This window comes from Sphingomonas sp. EC-HK361 (genome assembly GCF_902498785.1).
GTDB lineage: Bacteria > Pseudomonadota > Alphaproteobacteria > Sphingomonadales > Sphingomonadaceae > Sphingomonas.
The window spans coordinates 1,221,405-1,243,803 of the sequence record NZ_LR701494.1 but is presented as its reverse complement, the minus strand read 5'-3'; the positions used below and the strand labels follow the sequence as shown (position 1 = coordinate 1,243,803).

The window sequence follows — 22,399 nt, the reverse complement described above, 5'->3', positions numbered from 1 at the left end:
TCAAGCCCAGATCGCGCGCGGCGGCAGGCTCATCAGGATCGCGTCGATATTGCCGCCGGTCTTCAGCCCGAACAGCGTGCCGCGGTCGTAGACGAGGTTGAATTCCGCATACCGCCCGCGCCACGCGAGCATCGTCGCTTCGTCCGCTTCTGTGAAGGGCATCCCCATCCGCCGCCGGACGATCGCCGGATAGATGTCGAGGAACGCCTCGCCGACGTCGCGGGTGAAGGCGAAATCGGCATCGAAATCGCCGTCCAGATGATCGTAGAAAATGCCGCCGACCCCGCGGTGCACTTGACGGTGGGGGAGGTAGAAATACTCGTCCGCCCACGCCTTGAACCGGTCGTAATGTGCCGGGTCATGCGCGTCGCAGGCTGCCTTCAGCCGCGCGTGGAAGTCCGCCGTGTCCTCTTCGAAGGGGATGGGCGGGTTGAGGTCGGCGCCGCCGCCGAACCAGCGCTTCGTCGTGGCGAGGAAGCGGCAGTTCATGTGGACCGCGGGGACCATCGGGTTCGCCATGTGCGCCACCAGGCTGATACCGGTCGCGAAGAAGCGCGGATCGTCGCCCGCGCCGTGGATCGATTTCGCGAAATCGCCTTCGAACGCGCCGCCGACGGTCGAGACGTTGACCCCAACCTTTTCGAACACGCGGCCCTTCATCACCCCGCGAACGCCGCCCCCGCCCGGCGCCCCGGATGGGTCGGTGCGGTCCCAGGGCGTATAGGCGAACGCCGCGTCCGACCCGGCCTCGCGCTCTATCCCCTCGAACGTGGCGCAGATGCGGTCGCGCAGCGATTCGAACCAGTGGCGGGCGGCGGCTTGCTGGGTGTCGAGTTCCATGGCGGCCAGATGGCGCGACGCAGGGGCGGCGGTCAATCGGCCATCGTGCCGGATGCTGGCGGGAGCCCTTGGCCTAAGCACCACCCCGTCTGGCGCATCGCCTCGCCGACGATGATCGCGGTGCTGACCGCGATGTTGAGCGACCGGAAGCCGCTGCGCATCGGCACGCGCACCGCGACGTCGGCGGCGGCGTGGACGTGCGGCGGGGCACCTGCGCCTTCCGATCCGAACAGCAGGACGTCGTCGGCATGGAAGGTCATGTCGGGAAGCAGCGTCGCTCCGCGCGTCGTCGCCAGCACGATGCGGCCTTCGGTCGCGCGCCGGAAGGCATCCCAATCGGCATGGCGAGTCACGTCGGCGGCGTCGGCATAGTCCATCCCCGACCGCGCCAGCGCCCGCGCGCTCCAGGCGAAGCCCATCGGCTCGATCAGATCGACCGGCACCCCCATGCAGGCGCCGAGACGGATGATCGTGCCGACATTGCCGGCGATGTCGGGTTCGTGAAGCGCGATCCGCATGCCCGCTCGCTAGTCCGCTGGCGCCGAAATCGCAAAATGCTGTTGGCAAAGCATTGGGGGCGTGTCTATCAGGCCTCAAGCCCGATCATGGGGATGGTCGGAAGAAGGGTGGGCGCAAGGGGCAAGGGAAAGCCGGACCTGCGCCACGCCGGATTTTGAAGGCGAGGGTTTAGCGAATGGCGAATGCCGACACCGCGATGTCTGCCGGGGGCGTGCCCCCGCACGATTCCGTGCATGAGGACGGCCATGAACCGCGCCGGCGGGATTTCATCAACGTCGCGGCGGTCGCATGGTTCGGCGTCGGTGCCGGCGTCGCCGTGCTTCCGCTCATCAACCAGATGAACCCGTCGGCCGACGTGCTCGCGCAGTCGACGACCGAGGTCGATCTGTCGAAGATCGCGCCCGGGCAGGGCATCGTCACGACCTTCCGCAAGCAGCCGCTGTTCGTGCGCAACCTGACGCCCAAGGAAATCGCGGAGGCCAATGCGGTCGATGTCGGCTCGCTGCGCGACCCCCAGACGCTGGCGGAACGCACGAAGCCCGGCAAGACCAACTGGCTCATCACGCTCGGCGTCTGCACCCATCTCGGCTGCATCCCGCTCGGCATCCACGAAGGCGACAATCGCGGGCCGTTCGGCGGCTATTTCTGCCCGTGCCACGGCTCGGCCTACGACACGGCAGCGCGAATCCGGCAGGGCCCGGCGCCCAAGAACCTGTTCGTTCCCGAATACGCCTTCACGTCTGACACGGCCGTCACGGTCGGTTGAGGTAGCGCATCATGAGCTTTTCCTGGGCAAAGAACTACGAGCCGAAGCAGCCGCTGATGCGCTGGCTCGACGAGAAGCTGCCGCTGCCGCGTCTCGCCTATAACGCGATCGGCGCCGGCTATCCGGTGCCGCGCAACCTCAATTATTTCTGGAACTTCGGCGTGCTCGCCGGGCTGTTCCTGGTCATCCAGATCGTCACCGGGGTGACGCTCGCGATGCACTATGCCGCCAATTCGGGGATCGCGTTCGGATCGGTCGAGCATATCATGCGCGATGTGAATGCGGGCTGGTTCCTGCGCTACGCCCACGCCAACGGCGCGTCGATGTTCCTGCTCGTCGTCTATGTCCACATCGCGCGCGGACTCTATTACGGGTCTTACAAGGCGCCGCGCGAGATGGTGTGGCTGCTCGGCGTCGTCATCTTCCTGCTGATGATGGCGACCGCCTTCATGGGCTATGTGCTCCCCTGGGGGCAGATGAGCTTCTGGGGCGCGCAGGTCATCACCGGCTTCTTCTCGGCGATCCCGCTGGTCGGCGAATCGATCCGCGTGTGGCTGCTCGGCGGCTTCGCGCCCGACGATGCGGCGCTCAACCGCTTCTTCTCGCTCCACTATCTGCTGCCGTTCGTGATCGCCGGCGTCATCATCCTGCACATCTGGGCGCTGCACATCCCGGGGTCGAACAACCCGACCGGCGTCGATGTGAAGTCGGAACAGGACACGGTTCCCTTCCACCCCTATTACACCGCGAAGGATGCGGTCGGGATCGGCGCGTTCCTGCTGATCTTCGCAGCGCTGATCTTCTTCTCGCCGAACCTGCTCGGCCATCCCGACAATTATATCGAGGCGAACCCGCTCTCGACGCCTGCGCATATCGTGCCCGAATGGTATTTCCTGCCCTTCTACGCGATCCTGAAGAGCTTCACCGCGGACTTCATCCTGCCGGCGAAGCTGTGGGGCGTGCTCGCGATGTTCGGGTCGATCCTGCTGCTGTTCTTCCTGCCCTGGCTCGACAGTTCGCCGGTGCGCTCGGCCAATTTCCGCCCGCGCTACCGCATGTTCCTCATCATCCTGCTGCTCGACGTGCTGGTGCTCGGCTATGTCGGCGGGGCGGAGCCGATCGCGCGGAACGTCATCCTGGGGCAGATCGCCTCGATGTATTATTTCGCGCACTTCCTCGTCATCCTGCCCTGGGTCGCGCGGTCCGAGCGTCCGCGTCCGCTGCCCAATTCGATCACCGAGGCTGTCCTCGCCAAGCACGGCGGCACCGCGCCCGCCAAGACGGCGATGGCGTGAGCGTTGCGAGCCTGAAGGGGGAATAGAGACATCATGGTTCGTACCATCGCCCTGCTGATCGGCGCCGCCTTCGTCGCGGTCCTCGGCCTTGCGCTGTTCGGGACGGTCAAGACCGCCATCACCGAACCGGCGGCCGAAACCGCCGCGCACGAATTCCATCTGAAGCCGATGGACATCGACCTGCCCTCGGCCGGGCTGTTCGGCAAGTTCGACCAGCGTCAGCTCCAGCGCGGCTTCCAAGTGTATCAGGAAGTCTGCTCGGCGTGCCACTCGCTGAAATATGTCGCGTTCCGTGATCTGAAGGAAATCGGCTACTCGGACGCGCAGATCAAGACGATCGCCACCGGGTGGAAGATCGAGCAGCCCTCGATCAACCCCGACACGGGCGAGGCGGCGACCCGCAAGAGCCTGCCGTCGGATCACTTCCCGTCACCCTTCGCGAACGAAATCGCCGCGCGCGCCGCGAACAACAACGCGCTGCCGCCTGACCTGTCGCTCATCACCAAGGCGCGCGAGGACGGCCCGAACTATGTCCACGCGCTGATTACCGGCTACCGCGACCAGCCGGCGGCGCTGCTCCAGAAGTTCCCGGACGCGAAGACGCCCGACGGACTCCACTACAACCCGTATTTCGCGAACCTCAACATCGCGATGCCGCCGCCGCTCGCGTCGGACGGGCAGGTGCAGTATGAGGACGGCACCAAGCCGACGGTCGATCAGATGGCGCGCGACGTCGCGGCCTTCCTGACCTGGACCGCGGAGCCCAATCTGGAGGCGCGCCACTCGGCCGGCTTCGCCGCGCTCCTCTTCCTCGGCATCTTCATCGTATTGGCATGGGGCGCCTATCAGAATGTGTGGCGCGACGTGAAGCATTGAGACGCTTCCCCTCCCTGCAAGGGAGGGGGTAGGGGTGGGTTGCGGCGATCGAGGCTCGATGCTTCGGTCGCCGCTTTCGCGTCGAGCGACCTGCTTCGCGTGTCGCATCCACCCCCGACCCCTCCCTTGCAGGGATGGGAGGAGCTACCGATGAACGACGACCTGAAATCGCTGATCCGCACGATCCCGGACTTTCCCAAGCCCGGCATACAATTTCGCGACATCACCACGCTGCTGCTTGACGCGCAGGGCCTGCGCACTGCGATCGACCGGATGGCGGAGGCCACGATCGGCCCGGTCGATCTCGTCGCAGGGATCGAGGCGCGGGGCTTCCTGTTCGCCGCGGCGCTCGCGGTGCCGTTGAACGCGGGCGTGCTCCTCATCCGTAAGGACGGCAAGCTCCCCGGCGCGACGATCGCCGAGGATTATGCGCTGGAATATGGGCAGGACCGGATCGCGATGCACGAAGACGCCTGCGTCCCCGGTCAGCGCGTCCTGCTGATCGACGACCTGATTGCGACCGGCGGCACCGCGCGAGCCGCCGTCCGGCTGTTGCGCAAGGCGGGCGCGGTCGTCGACCAGGCGCAGTTCCTCATCGATCTCCCCGATCTCGGCGGCGCTGAGGCGCTCGCAGCCGACGGCATCCGCGTCGATTCGCTCGTCGCCTTTCCGGGCCACTGACCCGGATCGGGACGCGGGAGAGCGCCTTCACGGAACCATCGACGAACCGCCCTCGTTGAGCGATGATCGGCGACGCGTACAAAGCCGCCATCTCGCGTAGGAGAGTTTCGATGGTCCTGAAGCGTTTAGGCCTCGCGCTGGGGCTCGGTCTGGCGGTTGCCGGTTGCACCGACGGCTATGGCTATAGCGGCGTGTCGCTCGGCTATGGCGGCGGCTACTATAGCGGCGACCCCTATTATGACGGCGGCTATGGCGGCTACGGCTATGGTGGCTATGGCTACGCGCCGTCCTATTTCGGCTGGTACGGCGATTATTATTATCCGGGATCAGGCGTCTACGTCTACGATCGCTACCGCCGGCCCTATCGCTGGAACAACAGCCAGCGATCCTATTGGCAGGGGCGCCGCGGCAATTATCGCGGCAACGGCAGCAACTGGGGCGGGTTCGACCGGGACCATGATCGCGGCGACGGCAACTGGAACCGCGGCAATCGCGGCAACTGGGATCGTGGCGATCGCGGTGACTGGAACCGCGGCAATCGGGGCGATGGCGATCGCGGCTCCTGGCGCGGAAATTATGGCGGCCAGGGGCGTCCCCAGATCAGCGGCGGGCAACAGCCATCGGCCACGCCGCAAGCCGCTACCCCGCGACCGACCTATAATCGCGGCCAGCGCGGCGGCGGCGACGGTCGCTGGTCGGGCCGACGTTCGCGCGGAAATTGATGGTAGGACGCTCGCCCGGTTTCTTGCCGGGCGAGCGCCTAGTCTGCGGCGGAATCGCGCGTCGCGATCAACCCGTTAGATATCATCGTCATCACCGCCACGTCATCCTGATTGAAGACGGTGAGACGGCTCTTGAAGATGCCCATTTCCGGCCGGCTTGCGGAGCGGCGCTTCTCGAGCACCTCGCTCTCGCAGCGCAGCGTGTCGCCCGGGTAGACGGGCTTCAGCCAGCGCAGTTCGTCGATCCCCGGCGAACCGAGCCCCGCCTGCCGATGGCTTTTCAGATTTTCGACGAGCATCGCCATGGTCATCGCGCAGGTGTGCCAGCCGCTGGCTGAAAGCCGCCCGAAATGCGTCGCGGCGGCGGCTTCATCGGACAGATGAAAAGGCTGTGGATCATATCTGCGCGCGAAGTCCATCACCTCGTCGCGTGTCACTAGATAATTTCCGAACGCCTGGGTCGCGCCGACCGCGATGTCTTCGAAATACTGCATGTCCCCGTCGCTCATGGCTTGATCACCTCCCGAAACGGCGCATCGGTGCCGTCGATGCCCTGCGCTGCCGGCAGGCCCAGCACGTCGCGCAGCAGCGGCGCCACATCGACATTGTCGAACGTCGCCAGCTTGCGCCCCTTCGCAAAGGCGGGTCCGTTCGCGATGAACAGGGCGCGCATGTCGGGCTGATCGTTGTCATAGCCGTGATTGCCCCCGACAAAAGGTTTGTCGGGCGCGGTCTTGACGATCGACCAGCCGTCCGCCGCGAGGCACAGGATCGGCGGCACGCGGTCGTTGCGGCCATAATGGAAGCGCGCCGGGATCTGCGATTTCCGCCAGCACTGCATGTGCGGCCACGGGCGAAGCAGCGCCGTGTCGAGCGCCGTCTCGCGGCCCGGCAGCGGCACGAAGCTGGCGTACGGCCCGCTCTCGATGACTCGCGCATCGGTCGGCTTCACGATCCGGTCGAGCGCGATCGTCCGCTCGCTCGACGTCGGCGCCATGCCGTGATCGGCGACGATGACGAGGTTCGCGGGCTGGCCCAGGTCGGCAAGCCCGCGTCGCAGCATGCCGATCAGCGCATCGACTTCGCCGACCGCCTTTGTCGTCTCGGGCGCGGCGGGGCCGAAGCCGTGGCCGGCGCTGTCCACCGTGTCGAAATAGAGCGTCAGGAATTTCGGCCGGATCGCCTCGGGACGCCTCAGCCAGTCGAGCACGGCGTTGACCCGCTGCTCGCCGGTCACTGCCTGGTTGAACTGCTGCCAGTCCTCCGGCCGCGTGCCGCCATCGACCGCGCCGTAGCTGTGCGGTTTCAGGGTGCCGCCCCACGCGACGTTCGCGCCCGGCCAGAACATCGTCGCGCTGCGGATCCCCGCCTTTTCCGCCGCGACCCAGATCGGCTCGGCCTCACCCCACCAGAAGGGGTCGTCGGTCGCCATCGTGAAGGTCTCGCCCGGGCGCCGCACGTCCTCCATCGTGTTGCCGACGATGCCGTTCCTGTCGGGGCGCAGGCCGGTGACGATCGCCCAGTGATTGGGGAAGGTCTTGGACGGGAAGGAGGGCCGCATCGCCGCCGACACCCCGCCCGCCGCCAGCGCTGACAGGTTCGGCGTCACCCCGCGGTCGAGATAATCGGGGCGGAACCCGTCGATCGAGACGAGGATGGTGACCGGCGCGCGGGTTTCCACTGCGGCGCTCGCAACCGTCCGGGGCGGCGGGGTCGCGACGCATCCGGCGAGCGTGAGGAACAGCGCGGCGAGGATCGAGTTTCTCAAATCCGTTCATCCTGAGTAGCGACCGGGCATCGTCGAAGGCGCGGATCGAGGTACTATCCCCCCGATCCGGGTCTTCGGCTTCGCCCAGCCCCTACTCAGGATGAGCGGCATGGGGAAGATCACAATCCGAGCGCGAACTTCGTGAACAGCGTCCAGCTGACCGGCGCCTTGCCATAGGCGGCGTCGAGCGCATCGGGCTTGGCATAGGCAGCGACCGTGCCGCCGACCGCAACCCCGAACGGCCCCGCGATCGGCAGGCGATACGCATAACCGGCCTCCGCCTTTGTCACGCGAAACCTGCGGTCGTGGAGCGGGTCGGTTTCCTCAGGAAACAGCTCGTCATTGGCGACATTCTCGACGCGACCGAAGACCGCGTGGCGCGGGGTCAGCTCCCACGTCGCCTCGGCCAGAAACGCGCTGAGCGCCGGGCCGGGGATGCGGTTCTTGATCGCATAGGCGAACGTCGTCGACAGCCCGCCGCGCGCATATTGCACGCTCGCGGTCGTGCGCGCCTCGTCCTCGCCGGGATGGCTCTCCTCGGGCGATGTGAGCCGGCCGTGGCTGACCTGTACCGCGACGAACGGGGAGGGGGCCCACGTCCCGCGTACGCTCCACGAATCGAGCCTGATCGGGTCGATGTTCCAGCGCCGCTCATCAGGTTCGCGGCCCTTGAACGCCGATCCCTCGATCTGGAAACGATCGGCCGCGTAGCCAGCGGTCACGACGCCGTAGGTGATATGCGTTGAATCGAACCAGTGGTGCGTGATCGGCGACAGCGGCATGTAGCGCGCCGAGCCGCGATGCATGAACGCGCTCGGCCCAAGCGCCGGCTCACCGACGGGCGCTGCATAGAGGAACGCGTTGCCCGCACCGACGCGGTAGTCGATCCGCGCCGAGAGCTCCATGAACAGATCGTGCGGATGCTGGCGATCGACGAGCGGCTGGCCGTTCGCGACTTCCCCGGTGGCGAACAGATTGGGGTAACCGCGCGCGCCCATTGCCGGCTCCAGGCTACCCATCGCGCGCAACTGGATGTGCGCGCGGTCGCCGAGATCGTGGTCCGCCATCAGCATCGCCATCGATTCGATAAAGGCCATGTTGTCGCCGCGCGGCCCGCCCTGATCGGTCAGCACCCCCCAGGCATAGCCGTGCGCCATCAGCATCCAGTCGCCCGCATGGATCATTGCCCCGCGCATCGGCCCTTCAGCAGCGGGCAGGCGCGAGGTGCCGGATCCTTGCTGATACCAGCCGTCCGCGGTTCCCATCGTCATGCCCGCCATCGCGGCGCCTTGCGGCGCCCTGGCCAGCGCGCTCGCGACGGCATCGCCATAAGCCGGTGGCGTCGTCATGCCGGTCCCGTGCCCCATAGCCATATGGCCCATCTCGCCGTGGTCCATCGCCATCGACGTGGAGGGCGTGGACGTCTGCGATGTGGGACCGGTCTGAGCCGGCGGGGCCGAGTCCGGCATCGTCATGTCGTGCCGCATCGGTGCCGATTGCGCATTATCGGCCGGGGCGGGCATCGCGGACTTGGTCTTTGTCTTTGTTTTGGCAGGCGGGTCGGCGGGCATCGCCATGCCGGGGTGCATCTGCGCCGCTGCCGTCACGGGCAACAGCACCGCCGCGGCGGTCGCCGCGAGCAGGATCGTTCGGGTCATGTCCTCGTTCCTCGAAATCGAAGGGATCACGGCGCGAGCAGCAGGGCCGCTTCGCGCATCGGATCACACCGATCGTGGAGGAGGGAGAGCAGGCGCGCGTGCTATGCCGGGCGAAAAGCTCTGCTGCATGATGGCAAGCGGCACGGCGAGCGGGGCGAGCGTCTGGGCGATGCGCGCCGCGGTCCAGTCGCCCGGCGGGATGCAGCCGATGCACAGATGGGTGGCGATCGCCAAATCGGGTGACCGGTGGTCGCCCGAACTGCCATGATGCGCCATCGGCGCGCTCACGGTCGCCTCATGGCATCCGCTCGCCGCCGCAGCCGGCACCGCGAAGGCCGCGAGCAGCAGGACGAGGATCAGGCGGGCGAGCATGGACCGCAATTAGGGCCCGCGCGCGCCGTCCGCAATGCCGGCCCGCATGCTGCTCCCATCAGACGTTGAAGCGGAAGAGCATCACGTCGCCGTCATGGACGACATACTCCTTGCCCTCCTGCCGCAGCTTTCCGGCATCGCGCGCGCCGGTCTCGCCGCCCAGCGCGACATAGTCGTCATAGGCGATCGTCTCGGCGCGGATGAAGCCGCGTTCGAAATCGGTGTGAATCTCGCCCGCGGCCTGCGGGGCTTTGGCGCCCTTGTGGACGGTCCAGGCGCGCGCTTCCTTGGGGCCTACGGTGAAGAAGGTCAGGAGGTGGAGCAGCGTGTAGCCGGCGCGGATCACGCGGGCGAGACCGGTTTCCTCCAGCCCCAGCTCGGCCAGGAACTCGCCGCGGTCGGCGGGGTCCATCGTCGCGATCTCGGCCTCGATCGCGGCGGAGACGATCACGGCCTCGGCGCCTTCGGCCTTGGCCTTTTCAAACACGCGCGCCGACAGTGCATTGCCGTTCGCCGCATCGCCTTCATCGACATTGCAGACGTAGAGGACGGGCTTCGACGTCAGCAGCTGCGCCGCCGCGAAGACGCGCGCTTCCTCCACATCCTTCGGCTCGGTCAGCCGCGCGGGCTTGCCCGCGCGCAGCAGCTCTAGCGCCTGGCCGAGCACCGAAGCGCCGATCTTCGCCTCTTTGTCGCCCTGCTGCCCCTTCTTGATGAGGTTGGGAACGCGCTTTTCGAGGCTTTCGAGATCGGCGAGCATCAGCTCGGTCTCGACCGTCTCGGCATCCGCGATCGGATCGACCTTGCCCTCGACATGGGTCACGTCGCCGTCCTCGAAGCAGCGCAGGACGTGCACGATCGCATCGACCTCGCGGATGTTGCCGAGGAACTGGTTGCCGAGCCCCTCACCCTTGGACGCGCCGCGCACCAGCCCGGCGATGTCGACGAAGGCGAGCTGCGTCTCGATGATCTTGGCGGAGCTCGCGATCGCCGCGAGTTTCTCCAGCCGCGGGTCGGGGACCGCGACGTTGCCGACATTCGGCTCGATCGTGCAGAAGGGATAATTGGCCGCCTGCGCCGCCGCCGTCTCCGTCAGCGCATTGAAGAGCGTCGACTTGCCGACATTGGGCAGACCGACGATGCCACAGCGAAACCCCATGAAAACCCGTTCGACGTTGGTGAATGGAAGCCCCGCGCGATACGCGCGCGTTCTCCGCTTGCCAAGGGGCGGGCGGGTGACGCTACGCCCTGCAACATTGTGAGGCAGCCCGAACGTGCGGGTTTACCATTCCGTTAGACGGATGGTGCCGCGCGGTTCACTCCGCCGCGAACACGCCTTTCAGCTTCGCGAAGAAGCCATGGGCAGCCGGGCATTCGTCGCCGGTTTCGGTTTCGCGGAACATCTCGAGCAATTCGCGCTGGCGGGTGGAAAGCTTCGTCGGCGTCTCGACTTCGATCTGAATGACCAGGTCGCCCGCGCCGCGGCCCTGCAGCACGGGCATGCCGGCGCCGCGCTGGCGGATCTGCTTGCCCGACTGGATGCCGACCGGAATCCTGATGTCGTGCGTCTTGCCGTCCAGGCCCGGGATCGACAGCACCCCGCCAAGCGCCGCGGTGGTGAAGCTGACCGGCGCGCGCGCGAACAGAGTCGTGCCCTCGCGTTCGAAGATCGCGTGGCGCTTCACGTGGAGGAAGATGTAGAGATCGCCCGGCGGCGCACCGCGCGGGCCCGCCTCGCCCTCGCCGGTCAGGCGGATGCGGGTGCCCTCGTCGACCCCGGCGGGAATGTTGACCGACAGCGTCTTCGTGCGCTCGACCCGGCCGTCGCCGCGGCAGTCGCGGCAGGGATCGTCGATGACCTCGCCCGCGCCCTGGCAGACCGGGCAGGCGCGCTCGACCACGAAGAAGCCCTGCTGCGCGCGGACCTTGCCGTGGCCACCACAGGTGTTGCAGCGGTGCGCCGACGTGCCGGGCTTCGCGCCGGTGCCGTCGCAGGTGTCGCACTGCGCGGAAACATCGACGGTGATCTCGGTCGCCTTGCCGTGATAGGCTTCCTCGAGCGTGACCTCCATGTCGTAGCGCAGGTCCGCGCCGCGGCGCGCCGCCTGGCGCCCGCCGCCGCGCTGGCCGCCCATGAACTCGCCGAAGACGCTTTCGAAAATGTCGGAGAACCCGCCGAAATCCTGCGCGCCGCCCCCCCCGCCATTCTGGAAGGCGGCATGGCCGAAGCGATCATACGCCGCGCGCTTCTGCGGGTCCTTCAGGACCTCATAGGCCTCGCTCACCGCCTTGAAGCGCGCCTCGTGATCCTTGCACCCGCCATTCTTGTCGGGGTGATACTTCATCGCGAGCTTGCGATAGGACGACTTGATCGTGCCCGCGTCCGCGGTGCGCTCGCATTCGAGCAGCTCGTAATAATCGACGGTGGTGGTCATACTCGCCCCCTACGCTCCCCCCGCCTCACCAGCGCGTGCCGATACGACGGGGAGACCATAGTCCTTACGCCTTGTTGTCGTCGACTTCGGAGAATTCCGCGTCGACCACGTCTTCCTTCGGCGCTTCGGCAGCGGCATCGCCACCCGCAGACGGCGAGGCTTCCGCCTGCTGCTGCTTCTCGTAGATCGCCTGCCCCATCTTCATCGCGACCTGCGCGAGGGCCTGCGCCTTCTCTGTCATCGCCGCGGGCTCGCCGCCCTCTACGGCGGTCTTCGCTTCCGCGATCGCCGCCTCGATCTCGGACTTCAGGCCGGCGTCGATCTTGTCGCCATTGTCGGCCAGCTGGCGTTCGGTCGTGTGGATCAGGCTTTCGGCGTTGTTCTTCGCCTCGGCGGCCTCACGGCGCTTCTTGTCGTCCTCGGCGAAGCTCTCGGCGTCGCGGACCATCTGCTCGATATCTGCGTCCGACAGACCGCCCGAGGCCTGGATCCGGATCTGCTGTTCCTTGCCGGTGCCCTTGTCCTTGGCGCTGACGTTGACGATGCCGTTGGCGTCGATGTCGAACGTGACCTCGATCTGTGGCACGCCGCGCGGTGCCGGCGGAATGCCGACCAGATCGAACTGGCCGAGCATCTTGTTGTCCGCCGCCATCTCGCGCTCGCCCTGGAAGACGCGGATGGTGACCGCGCCCTGATTGTCGTCGGCGGTCGAATAGGTCTGGCTCTTCTTGGTCGGGATCGTCGTGTTGCGATCGATCATGCGGGTGAACACGCCACCCAGCGTCTCGATGCCCAGCGACAGCGGGGTCACGTCGAGCAGCAGCACGTCCTTCACGTCGCCCTGCAGCACGCCCGCCTGAATCGCCGCACCCATCGCCACGACCTCATCCGGGTTGACACCGGTGTGCGGGTCCTTGCCGAAGAAATTCTTCACCGCCTCGCGCACCTTGGGCATGCGGGTCATGCCGCCGACCAGGACGACTTCGGCGATATCGGCGGCCTTGATGCCGGCATCGGCCAGCGCCTTCTTCATCGGCTCGATCGTGCGCTGGATCAGGCTGTCGACCAGCTTCTCCAGATCGGCGCGGGTGATCGTCTTGACCAGGTGCTTCGGGCCGTTCTGGTCGGCGGTGATGAAGGGCAGGTTCACTTCGGTCGAGGCCGCCGACGACAGCTCGATCTTCGCCTTCTCCGCCGCTTCCTTCAGCCGCTGGAGCGCGAGCTTGTCCTTCGAGAGGTCGATCCCCTCGTCCTTCTTGAAACCCTCGGCCAGATATTCGACGAGCTTGTTGTCGAAATCCTCGCCGCCCAGGAAGGTATCGCCGTTGGTCGCCTTCACCTCGAACACGCCGTCGCCGATCTCGAGGATCGAGACGTCGAAGGTGCCGCCGCCAAGGTCATAGACCGCGATCGTCTTGCCGTCCTGCTTTTCCAGCCCATAGGCGAGCGCAGCCGCGGTCGGCTCGTTGATGATACGCAGCACTTCGAGGCCAGCGATCTGGCCGGCGTCCTTGGTCGCCTGGCGCTGTGCGTCGTTGAAATAGGCCGGTACGGTGATGACCGCCTGCGTCACCGTCTCACCGAGATAGCTTTCGGCGGTTTCCTTCATCTTCTGCAGCGTGAAAGCGCTGATCTGCGACGGGCTGTAATCCTTGCCACCCGCCTGCACCCATGCGTCGCCGTTCGCGCCCTTCACGATGTGATAGGGAACGAGCTCGGTATCCTTCTTGGTGATCGGATCGTCGAAGCGGCGGCCGATCAGGCGCTTCACCGCGAAGATCGTGTTGTCGCCGTTGGTCACCGCCTGGCGCTTCGCCGGCTGGCCGACCAGTCGCTCGCCGTCCTTGGCGAAGGCGACGATCGACGGCGTCGTGCGCGCGCCTTCCGCATTCTCGATCACCTTGGGCTTGCCGCCCTCCATCACCGCGACGCAGCTGTTGGTGGTGCCCAGATCGATACCGATTACTTTTGCCATATGTGTGCCTTAGCCCCTGCAATACAACGCAATATCAATAGTGCGGCAACGCCCCTGAACCGGCCCGAAAACCGGCGGCGCGAACCGTCATGCTGCAGGCGATATAGGTGGGCTGTCGCTTGCCGCAAGATTATGCGCGTCCTAGAGGAACGGGCCTGTTGTGCCGCCCCGGGAGACATGGCTTGCGACACGGTTTTCGCGCACTGATTTCCGCCCAACTGCTTGCGCTGCCGCTCGCTGCCTGCGGCGAGCCGGAGCCGATGCGCATCGACCATGTCTGGGTGCGGCTGCCCGCCGTTCCCGGCCGCCCGGCCGCCGCCTATTTCGATCTCCACGCCGGCCCTGCGCCGCAGACGCTGGTCGCGGTGTCCGCCGACATCGCGCTTCGTAGCGAGATGCACGAATCGAAATCGGAAAGCGGCGTGATGACGATGGCCGCGATCCCGCGCGTGACCATCCCCGCGAAGACGACGATCCGTTTCGAACCCGGCGGCCGCCACGCGATGCTGTTCGGCATCGATCCCGGCTACAAGCCCGGCGGCAAGACGATGCTGACCTTCACTTTTGCCGGCGGCACCCGGATGACCGCCAACGCGCCGGTGATCGCGGCCGGCGACCCCGCGCCCAAGGATTGAGGCGCTGACTGCAGACCGCCCCCTGACCCGCGGCGAGATCGACCTCGCGCGGTCGGTCTACGGCGAGGCGATCGATTATGCGCGCGTGCGGGTGTGCAACCGGAAATGGGCGTTCTTCCAGCCGCGTCATGTCGTCATGGCGCCGACCGGGTCGCTCCATTTCCACCCGCACGGCGACCTCTACCGTGACGATTTCGCCGCGGCAGCGCTGGGCGATCAAGGCCTGTTCATCCACGAGATGTGCCATGTCTGGCAGCACCAGGTCGGGATCAACCTGCCGCTGCGCCGCCATCCTTTTTGCCGCTATCACTACAGCGTGAAGCCGGGCTGGCCGCTGAGGCGCTACGGGCTGGAGCAGCAGGCGGAGATCGTCCGCCACGCCTTTCTGCTGCGCGCCGGATCGCCCGTGATCGGCGCTCCGCCCCTTGCCACCTACGAGACGATCCTGCCATTCCGCCCCGCATGACGAACCCGATCACCTATCGCAGCTATCTGCGCCTGTCCGAACTGCTCGACGTCCAGTCGCCGCTGTCCGATGCGCATGACGAGCTGCTGTTCATCACCATCCATCAGTCGAGCGAATTGTGGATGAAGCTGTGCCTGCACGAACTGTCGGAGGCACGGCGGCTCATCGCGGCGGACGACCTTTCGCCGGCGCTGAAGATGATGGCGCGGGTCAGCCGCATCCAGGCGCAGCTGATCCAGTCGTGGGAGGTGCTCGCCACGATGACCCCCGCCGATTACCGGCGGATGCGCGGCAGCCTGGGGTCGAGTTCGGGCTTCCAGTCGGACCAGTATCGGCTGCTCGAGTTCATGATGGGCAACCGCAACCCCGCGATGGTCGCGGTCTTCGTCGGCGACCCGCCGGTCGAGGCCGCGCTGTCGGGGGAACTCGCACGGCCGAGCCTGTATGACGAGGCGCTGCGGCTTCTCGACCGCCACGGTATCGCGGTGCCCGCCGACCGGCTGGAGCGCGACTGGGCCGAAACCGCTGCGCCGTCTGACGGCGTCGAGCGCGCCTGGGCAGCCGTCTATGCCGATCCGGCGCGCTATTGGGACCTGTACGAACTTGCCGAAAAGCTCGTCGATCTGGAATATCACTTCCAGCTCTGGCGCTTCGGGCATCTGAAGACCGTGGAGCGAGTCATCGGCTTCAAGACGGGCACCGGCGGGACGGCGGGTGTCCCGTATCTGGCGCGCGTCGTCGAGCAGCGCTTCTTCCCCGAACTGCTGAACGTGCGCACCTCGCTGTAGCGCTGATCCCATATTGATTCGTCACCCCGGACTTGATCCGGGGTTCAGCTTCTTTTCTACCATCCGGCCCGGCGGGACCCCGGATCAGGTCCGGGGTGACGTCGAAAGGATCGGGCTTCAGCCTAAGTCCTAGCCGCGCCGGTTGCCAAATCGCCTGACTCCCGCTATGCGCGCCCGCTTCCCGTCATGGTCATCCCTGGAGGCGTGGCGGAGAAGCCAAGAAACACTCGCATTTCGGAGCATTGCAATGAGCGAACAACTGACGCTCGCAGCCGAGACGCGCGACCGGGCTGGCAAGGGAGCCTCCCGGGCGCTTCGTCGTGAAGGCCGCGTCCCCGCCGTCATCTATGGCCAGAACAAGGAACCAGTCTCGATTCATCTCGAGGAAAAGGCGCTCGTCCGCGCGCTGTCGACCGGCCACTTCATGAACACGGTCGTGATGGTCGCCGGCCAGCGCACGCTGCCCAAGGACGTCCACTTCCACCCGGTCACCGATCGCCCGCTGCACGTCGACTTCCTGCGCATCTCCGCGCACACGACGGTGACGGTGCAGGTTCCCGTCCACTTCATCGACGAGGAAGAGGCCCCCGGCATCAAGCAGGGCAACGGCGTGCTGAACGTCGTGCGCCACGAAGTCGAGCTGGTCTGCGACGCGAGCGAAATCCCGAGCGAGATCACGATTTCGCTGAAGGGCCGCGAGATCGGCGACGCGATCCACATCTCCGACGTCACGTTGCCCAAGGGCGTCGAACCGTCGGTCGATGACCGCGACTTCACCATCGCGACGATCGTGCCGCCGACCGTGCCGACCGCCGAGGACGAGGCGCTCGAGGCCGAAGTCGCCGAGGCGCAGGCCGCTGAGGCCGCCGAAGCGGCTGCCGAAGCCGAGGGCGGCGATGAAGCCGCTGCCGAGGGCGACGCCGACGCAGCCGGCGAAGGCGATAAGACCGCCGAATAACGCCCGTTTGCCCTGAGCTTGTCGAAGGGCTGTACTTCTTCTGGAAGGAAGGAAGAAGGGCAGTGCTTCGACAGGCTCAGCACGAACGGATTGTTTTGCCATGACGATGCAGATCTGGGCCGGGCTCGGCAATCCGGGCGCGCAATATGCGATGCACCGCCACAATGTCGGCTTCATGGCCGCCGATGCGATCGCCGAGGTCCACGACTTCGGCGCGGTGAAGAAGCAGTTCCAGGGCTGGGTGCAGGAAGGCCGCATCGGCCACGAGAAGGTCATCCTCCTGAAGCCGGCGACCTTCATGAACGAAAGCGGCCGATCGATCGGCGAGGCGATGCGCTTCTACAAGCTGACGCCGCAGGACGTGACGGTCTTCTACGACGAGCTCGATCTCGCGCCGTTCAAGGTGAAGGTGAAGCGCGGCGGCGGGGCGGCCGGGCATAACGGCATCCGGTCGAGCATCCAGCACTTAGGTGACGCGTTCCGGCGGGTGCGGATCGGAATCGGGCATCCCGGCCACAAGGAGCGCGTGACGGGTCACGTCCTCGGCAACTACGCCAAGAGCGAGATCGAGCCACTGACCGACGTGCTCGGTGCGATCGCGGCGGAGGCCGAGTGGCTTGCGAAGGGCGACGACGTCCGCTTCATGAACGATATCGCGCTGCGCTTGCAGGACAATTGACAGCGGTCTCGCGTGAGCGGCGCGTTTTGCCAACTATTGGCAAACGAAAAGGCGGTTCGCGGACGACGATTCGAACGATCATCCCGTCTTGCGATTGAAATATAATCGTTTTTTCCTTCTGGCACGTCCCCTGCTTAGCGGTGGCTATCCGGCGGGCCACCTGGTCCGTTTTGCCAAAAGGACGAAACGATGACCGAAGCCCCGACGACCAGCGCAAAGCCCTCCCTCTTCGCCCGCGATGACACCTTCTTTGGCGTGTGCGAGGCGATCGGCCAGGATTTCGGGTTCAACCCGCTGATCCTGCGCGTGGTCTTCGGCGTCGCGCTGCTCATCAACCCGGTGGTCGTCATCGCGACCTATCTCGCGCTCGGCGTCGCGGTTCTCGGATCGCGGCTGCTCTTTCCGGCACGCGCACGCAGCCAAGGTAAGGCCGTGGCCGTCGCCCCAGCCGCCGCCACGGGCCAGAATGACGACTTCGCACTGGAAATGGCCGCCTGATCGGGGTCAGCAAGCCGGCGCGCTTGCCGCGTGCGCGCCGGCGTGCTTTCGAAGGGGACATGTCCGTCCGCCAGCTCTTCGCCACGCCCTTCTACGACGCGCCGCTGGGGGACGATGCGCTGATCGAGGACTTGGCCCGGTCGGTTCAAATGCTGGCGCAGGAGGATCGCGCGGGGCGCAACTGGTCGAAGGCGCATGGCTATCGCGGCTACACCTCCTACGCCTCGCTCGACGATTTGCCGCTGCGCGATCCAGCCTTTGCCGATCTCGTCCGCGCGCTGAACCGCCATGTCGCCGCCTTCGCGCGAGCCTGCGCCTTCGATTTAGGCGGACGGCGGCTGAAGGTCGATCATCTGTGGGTCAATCTGATGAAGCCGGGCGGCACGCATTCGGGCCACGTCCATCCCGGCAGCGTCGTCTCCGGCACGCTCTACGTCGCGGTGCCGTCGGGCTCGGGCGCGCTGAAGCTGGAGGACCCTCGGCTCGGGCTGATGATGGCCGCCCCCCAGCGCGCCGACGATGCGCCGGAGGCGCTGCGCCCGTTCGTCTATGCTGAACCGCAGGCGGGCAGCGTGTTCCTGTGGGAAAGCTGGCTGCGTCACGAGGTGATGCCGCATGCCGGCAAGGGCGACCGGATGAGCATCAGCTTCAACTATCGCTGACATGAACAGGCGGCGCACCCGCTGTTCAGGAACGATCGGCTAGACAAGCGTTTAAGGGGGCATCGACGGGAGATCCGATGCCATGTTCGCGTTTACCAGATCACGCCTGATGCGCACCGCTGCGACCGCGCTCGCGGCGAGCCTTGCGCTGTCCGCCTGCAACAAGGCGAGCGACCAGACGGCGCGCAGCGAAACCGCCGCGCCCGCGCTGCCCGATCTACCCGCGACGCTGCCGCTGGCGAGCGGTGCCGCGACCCCGGTCGCCTATGCACCCGGCCCGTCCGAGCTGCCCGATACCCGCGCCATTCCCGCCGTCCGAACGGTCGCGCCGGGCGACGCCTATGCCTATGCCGATCAGGCTTACGGCTTCATGAATGCGCTTGGCGATGCGCCGCCCGATTACGGCTTCGACTATGACGGCGTCGATCCCTGGGCGTGGCAGGGCTATGACGACAGCGTCTCGTTTGCGGAGCCGATCGATGGCGGCTACCGCTATTATTACTACCGCCCGGATGCCGAGACGCCCTATTTCATCCGCGATCCGCGCTACGGCTATGGCTATGACGACGGGCAACTGGCGGTCGTCTATGCAGCCGATGGCGCGGTGGTCCCTTATGAATCCTACGGCCCGCAGATCGGCTACGCCTCGCGCTATTTCGTGCGCGGCCGCGATCTGTGGCGGGCATCGCGCGCGAACCCGCGCCGCGGGGTGATCGCCGCGAACTGGGTGCGCCAGCGCCCGGTCATCGCGCAGTCGCGTGCGCGCTGGCAGCAGAATCGCCCGCGTCAGCCTGGGTGGGTCGCCTATCACGAGACGATCGCGCCACGGCAGCAGCGCCACTGGCAGCCTGAAGAGATTCGCCGCGAGGCGGACACCCGCCGCTACGCCGCCTGGCAGCAGCGGGATTTCCGCACCCCGCCGCCACCGCGCGCCATCCCGGTGCGCTGGCAACAGGCATCATGGGCGAAGGACAAGGCGCGGTTCGCGCCCGCGCAGGCCGCGCTGGAACGTTTCGCGGCTCGCCCTGCACAGCCAGGGCGCGAGAGCGGTCTGCTAGAGCGGCTGCGCGGGGACGATCGCCAGCGCGCCGGGGACGACCGGCGACCCGATATTGCTCCTCGTCCCGATCGCGCGGAAACCGTTCAGCGCCAGATCGCCGGCAACCAGGCGCGTCGCCGCGAGACGATGCAGGTCGTCAACGAACCGCAACGCTTGGCGCGTCCCGGCCAGGACCGGCGCGCGCAGGAGGTCGCTCGAGGGCAACGTATCGCTGAAGCGCCTCCCGAGCGCGCCCGTCGCGAGCGTGAGCCGCAAACCGATGCTCGTCGACAGGCCCAGCGGCCGACGGCCGCGGAAAATATCGCGCGTGCAGACCGGCAGCAGCCACGCGCCGAAGCCCGCGCGCAGGCGCGCGCCGGCCGGGAGCAAATGCAAGTGGCGCGGGGTCAGGAGCGTATGCAGCAAGCGCGCGCTGCGGAGGCAGGGCGTCAACAGGCGAGAGCCGAAGCGCGGGTGGCGCAGCAGTCGCAGCGCGATCAGGCCCGCCAAGCGCAACAGTCTCAGCGTGCTCAGGCCGAAAGCCAGCGCGCCGAGGCGCGACAGGCGCCGCGTGCCGCGCAGCCCCAGGCCGCACCGCGCCCCAGCGGCGGTGGTAATCCCGGTGGCGGGGGGCACGGCGGAAGACCGGACGGCGATCGCAGCGGGCCGCCGCGCCGATAAGCCGCGCGGCGCTCTTCCCCATGGGGACTCAGTCAGGCAGTCCCGAATACCCGCGCGAAGATCGTGTCGACATGGGCGAGGTGGTAATCGAGGTCGAACTTTTCCGCGATCTCGGCCCGCGACAGGGCCGCCGTCACCTCGGGGTCGGCCGTAAGCAGCGCCATGAGCGACAGCGCCCCGTCGCTCTCCCACACCTTCATCGCGTTGCGCTGAACCAGCCGGTAGGCGTCCTCGCGGCTGACCCCGGCCTGAGTCAGCGCCAGCAGCACCCGCTGCGAATGCACCAGCCCGCCCATCTTGTTGAGGTTGTTCTCCATACGCTCGGGATAGACGAGCAGCTTGTCCATCACGCCCGTCAGTCGTGCGAGCGCGAAGTCGAGCGTGATCGTCGCGTCCGGGCCGATATAGCGCTCGACCGACGAATGGCTGATGTCGCGCTCGTGCCACAGCGCGACGTTCTCGAGCGCCGGCGTGACATAGCCGCGCACCATCCGCGCAAGGCCGGTCAGGTTTTCGGTCAGCACCGGATTGCGCTTGTGCGGCATCGCCGACGAGCCCTTCTGCCCGGGCGAGAAATACTCCTCCGCCTCCAGCACTTCTGTGCGCTGGAGGTGACGCACCTCGGTCGCCAGCCGTTCGATCGACGAGGCGATCACCCCCAGCGTCGCGAAGAACATCGCATGGCGATCGCGCGGGATGACCTGGGTGGAGACGGGCTCGACCGACAGGCCCAGCTTCGCCGCCACATGCGCCTCGACCCGCGGATCGATATTGGCGAAGGTGCCGACCGCGCCCGAAATTGCGCACGTCGCGATGTCCGCCCGCGCCGCGATCAGCCGCGCGCGGTTGCGGCTGAATTCGGCATGCGCCTGTGCCAGTTTCAGCCCGAAGGTAACGGGTTCGGCATGGATGCCGTGGCTGCGGCCGATCGTAGGGGTCAGCTTGTGCTCGCGCGCGCGCCGTTCGAGGACCACCAGCAACGCGTCGATATCGGCCAGCAGGATATCGGCCGCGCGCGCCAGCTGCACCGCAAGGCAGGTGTCGAGCACGTCGGACGAGGTCATGCCCTGGTGCATGAAGCGCGCGTCTTCGCCCACCTGCTCCGCGACCCAGGTGAGGAAGGCAATGACGTCGTGCTTCGTCACCGCCTCGATCGCGTCGATCGCGGCGACGTCGATCGCCGGGTTCGTATCCCACCACCGCCACAGCGCGGCCGCGGCGTCCTTCGGCACCACGCCCAGCTCCGCCAGCGCGTCGGTCGCGTGCGCCTCGATCTCGAACCAGATGCGGAACCGCGCCTCGGGCGTCCAGATCGCCACCATCTCGGGGCGCGAATAGCGGGGGACCATCGATTTTCTCCGTCGCTGGGATGGCACGGTTCACCCCGTGATTCGGGGGTGTGCGGGTTGAGGCGCGCCCTAGCAGGGATGAACCGAGGGTTCAAATCCAAGTCGCAGGACCCATATGGCAAGTCGCGGGTTGATACCGCTCAGTTTCCCGCCCATCGCAAGATAATCGCGGTGAGCATAATGCAAAGTTCAACTATTGGAGAACGATGATGTTGAAGATCGCTTTTCTTGCAAGCGCGATGACGATTGCTGTTCCGGTCGCCGCCCAGACTGCACAGACCGCCCCGGCTGCTCTGCAGCAGACGGCGCCTGCTACGCAGACCACTCCTGCGGCACCGGCGACCGCGACCGATCCGATGCAGGCGCAGCCCGCGACGCCGGCTACGCCCGCCGATCCGGCCGCAACCGCGGCTCAGCCCGCGGCCTCGGGTGACCAGGTCGCGCAGGTCGTCAACACCGAGTTCCCGACCTATGACAAGAATTCGGACGGCAATCTCAGCAAGACCGAATTCGCGTCTTGGATGACCGCCCTCAAGGCGGCCGATCCCAGCGCCAAGAAGGACGCTGCCGCCGACAAGAAGTGGAACGACGCCGCGTTTGCGCAGGCGGATGCGGACAAGTCGAAGTCGGTGTCGAAGGACGAACTGACCGGCTTCCTGAGCAAGGGCACCCAGGCGTCGTAATACCGACCTGAGTGCACTACGGGCGAACGGCCGGCGGGGTGACCCGCCGGCCGT

Annotated in this window: 24 protein-coding genes; 14 read left to right on the top strand and 10 right to left on the bottom strand. The window is 66.7% G+C overall.

Annotated elements, in window-relative coordinates:
* The gene (hemF, locus tag BOS5A_RS13340) at nucleotides 1–840 is read right to left on the bottom strand and encodes an oxygen-dependent coproporphyrinogen oxidase (RefSeq protein ID WP_151955563.1); all 840 of its coding nucleotides are present in this window, start codon (nucleotides 838–840) and stop codon (nucleotides 1–3) included.
* Between the two features lie 32 nt (nucleotides 841–872).
* Nucleotides 873–1,358, bottom strand: a complete 486-nt coding sequence (locus tag BOS5A_RS13335) for a tRNA (cytidine(34)-2'-O)-methyltransferase (RefSeq protein ID WP_151955562.1) — start codon at nucleotides 1,356–1,358, stop codon at nucleotides 873–875.
* A gap of 197 nt (nucleotides 1,359–1,555) precedes the next feature.
* On the opposite strand from BOS5A_RS13335, the gene petA reads away from it, so the two are divergent.
* From petA to BOS5A_RS13310, 5 genes are all read left to right on the top strand, one after another.
* Nucleotides 1,556–2,125, top strand: a complete 570-nt coding sequence (gene petA / locus BOS5A_RS13330; protein WP_234419430.1) for a ubiquinol-cytochrome c reductase iron-sulfur subunit — start codon at nucleotides 1,556–1,558, stop codon at nucleotides 2,123–2,125.
* 11 nt (nucleotides 2,126–2,136) lie between these two features.
* The gene (locus BOS5A_RS13325) at nucleotides 2,137–3,420 is read left to right on the top strand and encodes a cytochrome b (protein ID WP_151955560.1); all 1,284 of its coding nucleotides are present in this window, start codon (nucleotides 2,137–2,139) and stop codon (nucleotides 3,418–3,420) included.
* Between the two features lie 33 nt (nucleotides 3,421–3,453).
* A complete protein-coding gene (locus BOS5A_RS13320) occupies nucleotides 3,454–4,296 on the top strand; it encodes a cytochrome c1 (RefSeq protein ID WP_151955559.1) in 843 nt (280 codons plus the stop codon).
* Between the two features lie 150 nt (nucleotides 4,297–4,446).
* Nucleotides 4,447–4,977, top strand: coding sequence for an adenine phosphoribosyltransferase (locus BOS5A_RS13315; protein WP_151955558.1), 531 nt, complete (start codon nucleotides 4,447–4,449; stop codon nucleotides 4,975–4,977).
* Between the two features lie 110 nt (nucleotides 4,978–5,087).
* Nucleotides 5,088–5,699 carry a hypothetical protein gene (locus BOS5A_RS13310; protein ID WP_151955557.1) on the top strand — a complete coding sequence of 204 codons (612 nt, stop codon included), beginning with the start codon at nucleotides 5,088–5,090 and terminating at the stop codon, nucleotides 5,697–5,699.
* A gap of 38 nt (nucleotides 5,700–5,737) precedes the next feature.
* On the opposite strand, the gene BOS5A_RS13305 is transcribed toward BOS5A_RS13310, so the two are convergent.
* The 7 genes from BOS5A_RS13305 to dnaK all read right to left on the bottom strand — a co-directional run bounded on the left by BOS5A_RS13305 (nucleotide 5,738) and on the right by dnaK (nucleotide 13,907).
* Complete coding sequence (locus BOS5A_RS13305) at nucleotides 5,738–6,193, bottom strand: MaoC family dehydratase (protein WP_151956006.1); 456 nt, start codon at nucleotides 6,191–6,193, stop codon at nucleotides 5,738–5,740.
* Nucleotides 6,194–6,204: 11 nt separating this feature from the next.
* Nucleotides 6,205–7,467, bottom strand: a complete 1,263-nt coding sequence (locus tag BOS5A_RS13300) for an alkaline phosphatase family protein (RefSeq protein WP_151955556.1) — start codon at nucleotides 7,465–7,467, stop codon at nucleotides 6,205–6,207.
* A 119-nt stretch (nucleotides 7,468–7,586) separates the two neighbouring features.
* Nucleotides 7,587–9,125 (bottom strand): hypothetical protein, encoded by a 1,539-nt coding sequence (locus BOS5A_RS13295; RefSeq protein ID WP_151955555.1) that lies wholly within the window; start codon nucleotides 9,123–9,125, stop codon nucleotides 7,587–7,589.
* 63 nt (nucleotides 9,126–9,188) lie between these two features.
* The gene (locus BOS5A_RS13290) at nucleotides 9,189–9,497 is read right to left on the bottom strand and encodes a hypothetical protein (RefSeq protein WP_151955554.1); all 309 of its coding nucleotides are present in this window, start codon (nucleotides 9,495–9,497) and stop codon (nucleotides 9,189–9,191) included.
* A 58-nt stretch (nucleotides 9,498–9,555) separates the two neighbouring features.
* The gene (ychF, locus tag BOS5A_RS13285) at nucleotides 9,556–10,656 is read right to left on the bottom strand and encodes a redox-regulated ATPase YchF (protein WP_151955553.1); all 1,101 of its coding nucleotides are present in this window, start codon (nucleotides 10,654–10,656) and stop codon (nucleotides 9,556–9,558) included.
* Nucleotides 10,657–10,813: 157 nt separating this feature from the next.
* The gene (gene dnaJ, locus BOS5A_RS13280; protein WP_151955552.1) at nucleotides 10,814–11,932 is read right to left on the bottom strand and encodes a molecular chaperone DnaJ; all 1,119 of its coding nucleotides are present in this window, start codon (nucleotides 11,930–11,932) and stop codon (nucleotides 10,814–10,816) included.
* 64 nt (nucleotides 11,933–11,996) lie between these two features.
* Nucleotides 11,997–13,907, bottom strand: coding sequence for a molecular chaperone DnaK (gene dnaK, locus BOS5A_RS13275; protein ID WP_151955551.1), 1,911 nt, complete (start codon nucleotides 13,905–13,907; stop codon nucleotides 11,997–11,999).
* Between the two features lie 182 nt (nucleotides 13,908–14,089).
* Between dnaK and BOS5A_RS13270 the strand changes: the two genes are divergently transcribed.
* The 8 genes from BOS5A_RS13270 (at nucleotide 14,090) to BOS5A_RS13235 (ending at nucleotide 20,313) form a co-directional block, all read left to right on the top strand.
* Nucleotides 14,090–14,542, top strand: coding sequence for a copper chaperone PCu(A)C (locus BOS5A_RS13270; RefSeq protein WP_151955550.1), 453 nt, complete (start codon nucleotides 14,090–14,092; stop codon nucleotides 14,540–14,542).
* An 85-nt stretch (nucleotides 14,543–14,627) separates the two neighbouring features.
* Nucleotides 14,628–15,008 (top strand): vgr related protein, encoded by a 381-nt coding sequence (locus BOS5A_RS13265; RefSeq protein WP_234419330.1) that lies wholly within the window; start codon nucleotides 14,628–14,630, stop codon nucleotides 15,006–15,008.
* Complete coding sequence (locus BOS5A_RS13260; RefSeq protein WP_151955548.1) at nucleotides 15,005–15,796, top strand: tryptophan 2,3-dioxygenase; 792 nt, start codon at nucleotides 15,005–15,007, stop codon at nucleotides 15,794–15,796. Before BOS5A_RS13265 ends, BOS5A_RS13260 begins: the two co-directional genes overlap by 4 nt.
* A 247-nt stretch (nucleotides 15,797–16,043) precedes the next feature.
* A complete protein-coding gene (locus tag BOS5A_RS13255) occupies nucleotides 16,044–16,754 on the top strand; it encodes a 50S ribosomal protein L25/general stress protein Ctc (RefSeq protein ID WP_151955547.1) in 711 nt (236 codons plus the stop codon).
* A gap of 106 nt (nucleotides 16,755–16,860) precedes the next feature.
* A complete protein-coding gene (gene pth / locus BOS5A_RS13250) occupies nucleotides 16,861–17,433 on the top strand; it encodes an aminoacyl-tRNA hydrolase (RefSeq protein WP_151956005.1) in 573 nt (190 codons plus the stop codon).
* Between the two features lie 189 nt (nucleotides 17,434–17,622).
* On the top strand, nucleotides 17,623–17,931 hold the full coding sequence (locus BOS5A_RS13245) for a PspC domain-containing protein (protein ID WP_151955546.1): 309 nt from the start codon (nucleotides 17,623–17,625) through the stop codon (nucleotides 17,929–17,931).
* 59 nt (nucleotides 17,932–17,990) lie between these two features.
* Complete coding sequence (locus BOS5A_RS13240; protein WP_151955545.1) at nucleotides 17,991–18,593, top strand: TIGR02466 family protein; 603 nt, start codon at nucleotides 17,991–17,993, stop codon at nucleotides 18,591–18,593.
* 109 nt (nucleotides 18,594–18,702) lie between these two features.
* A complete protein-coding gene (locus BOS5A_RS13235; RefSeq protein ID WP_151955544.1) occupies nucleotides 18,703–20,313 on the top strand; it encodes a hypothetical protein in 1,611 nt (536 codons plus the stop codon).
* Between the two features lie 32 nt (nucleotides 20,314–20,345).
* Here the strand turns inward: BOS5A_RS13235 and purB are convergent, their stop codons facing one another.
* Nucleotides 20,346–21,662, bottom strand: a complete 1,317-nt coding sequence (gene purB / locus BOS5A_RS13230) for an adenylosuccinate lyase (protein ID WP_151955543.1) — start codon at nucleotides 21,660–21,662, stop codon at nucleotides 20,346–20,348.
* Nucleotides 21,663–21,868: 206 nt separating this feature from the next.
* Between purB and BOS5A_RS13225 the strand changes: the two genes are divergently transcribed.
* On the top strand, nucleotides 21,869–22,345 hold the full coding sequence (locus BOS5A_RS13225; protein ID WP_325058545.1) for an EF-hand domain-containing protein: 477 nt from the start codon (nucleotides 21,869–21,871) through the stop codon (nucleotides 22,343–22,345).
* Nucleotides 22,346–22,399: the final 54 nt, after the last annotated feature.

What these genes read in the sequence shown, in the direction of transcription:
- hemF (WP_151955563.1), bottom strand. Translation starts at nt 840, where the DNA reads ATGGAACTCGACACCCAGCAAGCCGCCGCCCGCCACTGGTTCGAATCG.
- BOS5A_RS13255 (WP_151955547.1), top strand. Translation starts at nt 16,044, where the DNA reads ATGAGCGAACAACTGACGCTCGCAGCCGAGACGCGCGACCGGGCTGGC.
- BOS5A_RS13305 (WP_151956006.1), bottom strand. Translation starts at nt 6,193, where the DNA reads ATGCAGTATTTCGAAGACATCGCGGTCGGCGCGACCCAGGCGTTCGGA.
- dnaK (WP_151955551.1), bottom strand. Translation starts at nt 13,907, where the DNA reads ATGGCAAAAGTAATCGGTATCGATCTGGGCACCACCAACAGCTGCGTC.
- BOS5A_RS13320 (WP_151955559.1), top strand. Translation starts at nt 3,454, where the DNA reads ATGGTTCGTACCATCGCCCTGCTGATCGGCGCCGCCTTCGTCGCGGTC.
- BOS5A_RS13245 (WP_151955546.1), top strand. Translation starts at nt 17,623, where the DNA reads ATGACCGAAGCCCCGACGACCAGCGCAAAGCCCTCCCTCTTCGCCCGC.
- pth (WP_151956005.1), top strand. Translation starts at nt 16,861, where the DNA reads ATGCAGATCTGGGCCGGGCTCGGCAATCCGGGCGCGCAATATGCGATG.
- purB (WP_151955543.1), bottom strand. Translation starts at nt 21,662, where the DNA reads ATGGTCCCCCGCTATTCGCGCCCCGAGATGGTGGCGATCTGGACGCCC.
- dnaJ (WP_151955552.1), bottom strand. Translation starts at nt 11,932, where the DNA reads ATGACCACCACCGTCGATTATTACGAGCTGCTCGAATGCGAGCGCACC.
- BOS5A_RS13260 (WP_151955548.1), top strand. Translation starts at nt 15,005, where the DNA reads ATGACGAACCCGATCACCTATCGCAGCTATCTGCGCCTGTCCGAACTG.
- BOS5A_RS13335 (WP_151955562.1), bottom strand. Translation starts at nt 1,358, where the DNA reads ATGCGGATCGCGCTTCACGAACCCGACATCGCCGGCAATGTCGGCACG.
- BOS5A_RS13315 (WP_151955558.1), top strand. Translation starts at nt 4,447, where the DNA reads ATGAACGACGACCTGAAATCGCTGATCCGCACGATCCCGGACTTTCCC.
- BOS5A_RS13295 (WP_151955555.1), bottom strand. Translation starts at nt 9,125, where the DNA reads ATGACCCGAACGATCCTGCTCGCGGCGACCGCCGCGGCGGTGCTGTTG.
- BOS5A_RS13310 (WP_151955557.1), top strand. Translation starts at nt 5,088, where the DNA reads ATGGTCCTGAAGCGTTTAGGCCTCGCGCTGGGGCTCGGTCTGGCGGTT.
- BOS5A_RS13325 (WP_151955560.1), top strand. Translation starts at nt 2,137, where the DNA reads ATGAGCTTTTCCTGGGCAAAGAACTACGAGCCGAAGCAGCCGCTGATG.
- petA (WP_234419430.1), top strand. Translation starts at nt 1,556, where the DNA reads ATGTCTGCCGGGGGCGTGCCCCCGCACGATTCCGTGCATGAGGACGGC.
- BOS5A_RS13225 (WP_325058545.1), top strand. Translation starts at nt 21,869, where the DNA reads ATGATGTTGAAGATCGCTTTTCTTGCAAGCGCGATGACGATTGCTGTT.
- ychF (WP_151955553.1), bottom strand. Translation starts at nt 10,656, where the DNA reads ATGGGGTTTCGCTGTGGCATCGTCGGTCTGCCCAATGTCGGCAAGTCG.
- BOS5A_RS13240 (WP_151955545.1), top strand. Translation starts at nt 17,991, where the DNA reads ATGTCCGTCCGCCAGCTCTTCGCCACGCCCTTCTACGACGCGCCGCTG.
- BOS5A_RS13290 (WP_151955554.1), bottom strand. Translation starts at nt 9,497, where the DNA reads ATGCTCGCCCGCCTGATCCTCGTCCTGCTGCTCGCGGCCTTCGCGGTG.
- BOS5A_RS13235 (WP_151955544.1), top strand. Translation starts at nt 18,703, where the DNA reads ATGCGCACCGCTGCGACCGCGCTCGCGGCGAGCCTTGCGCTGTCCGCC.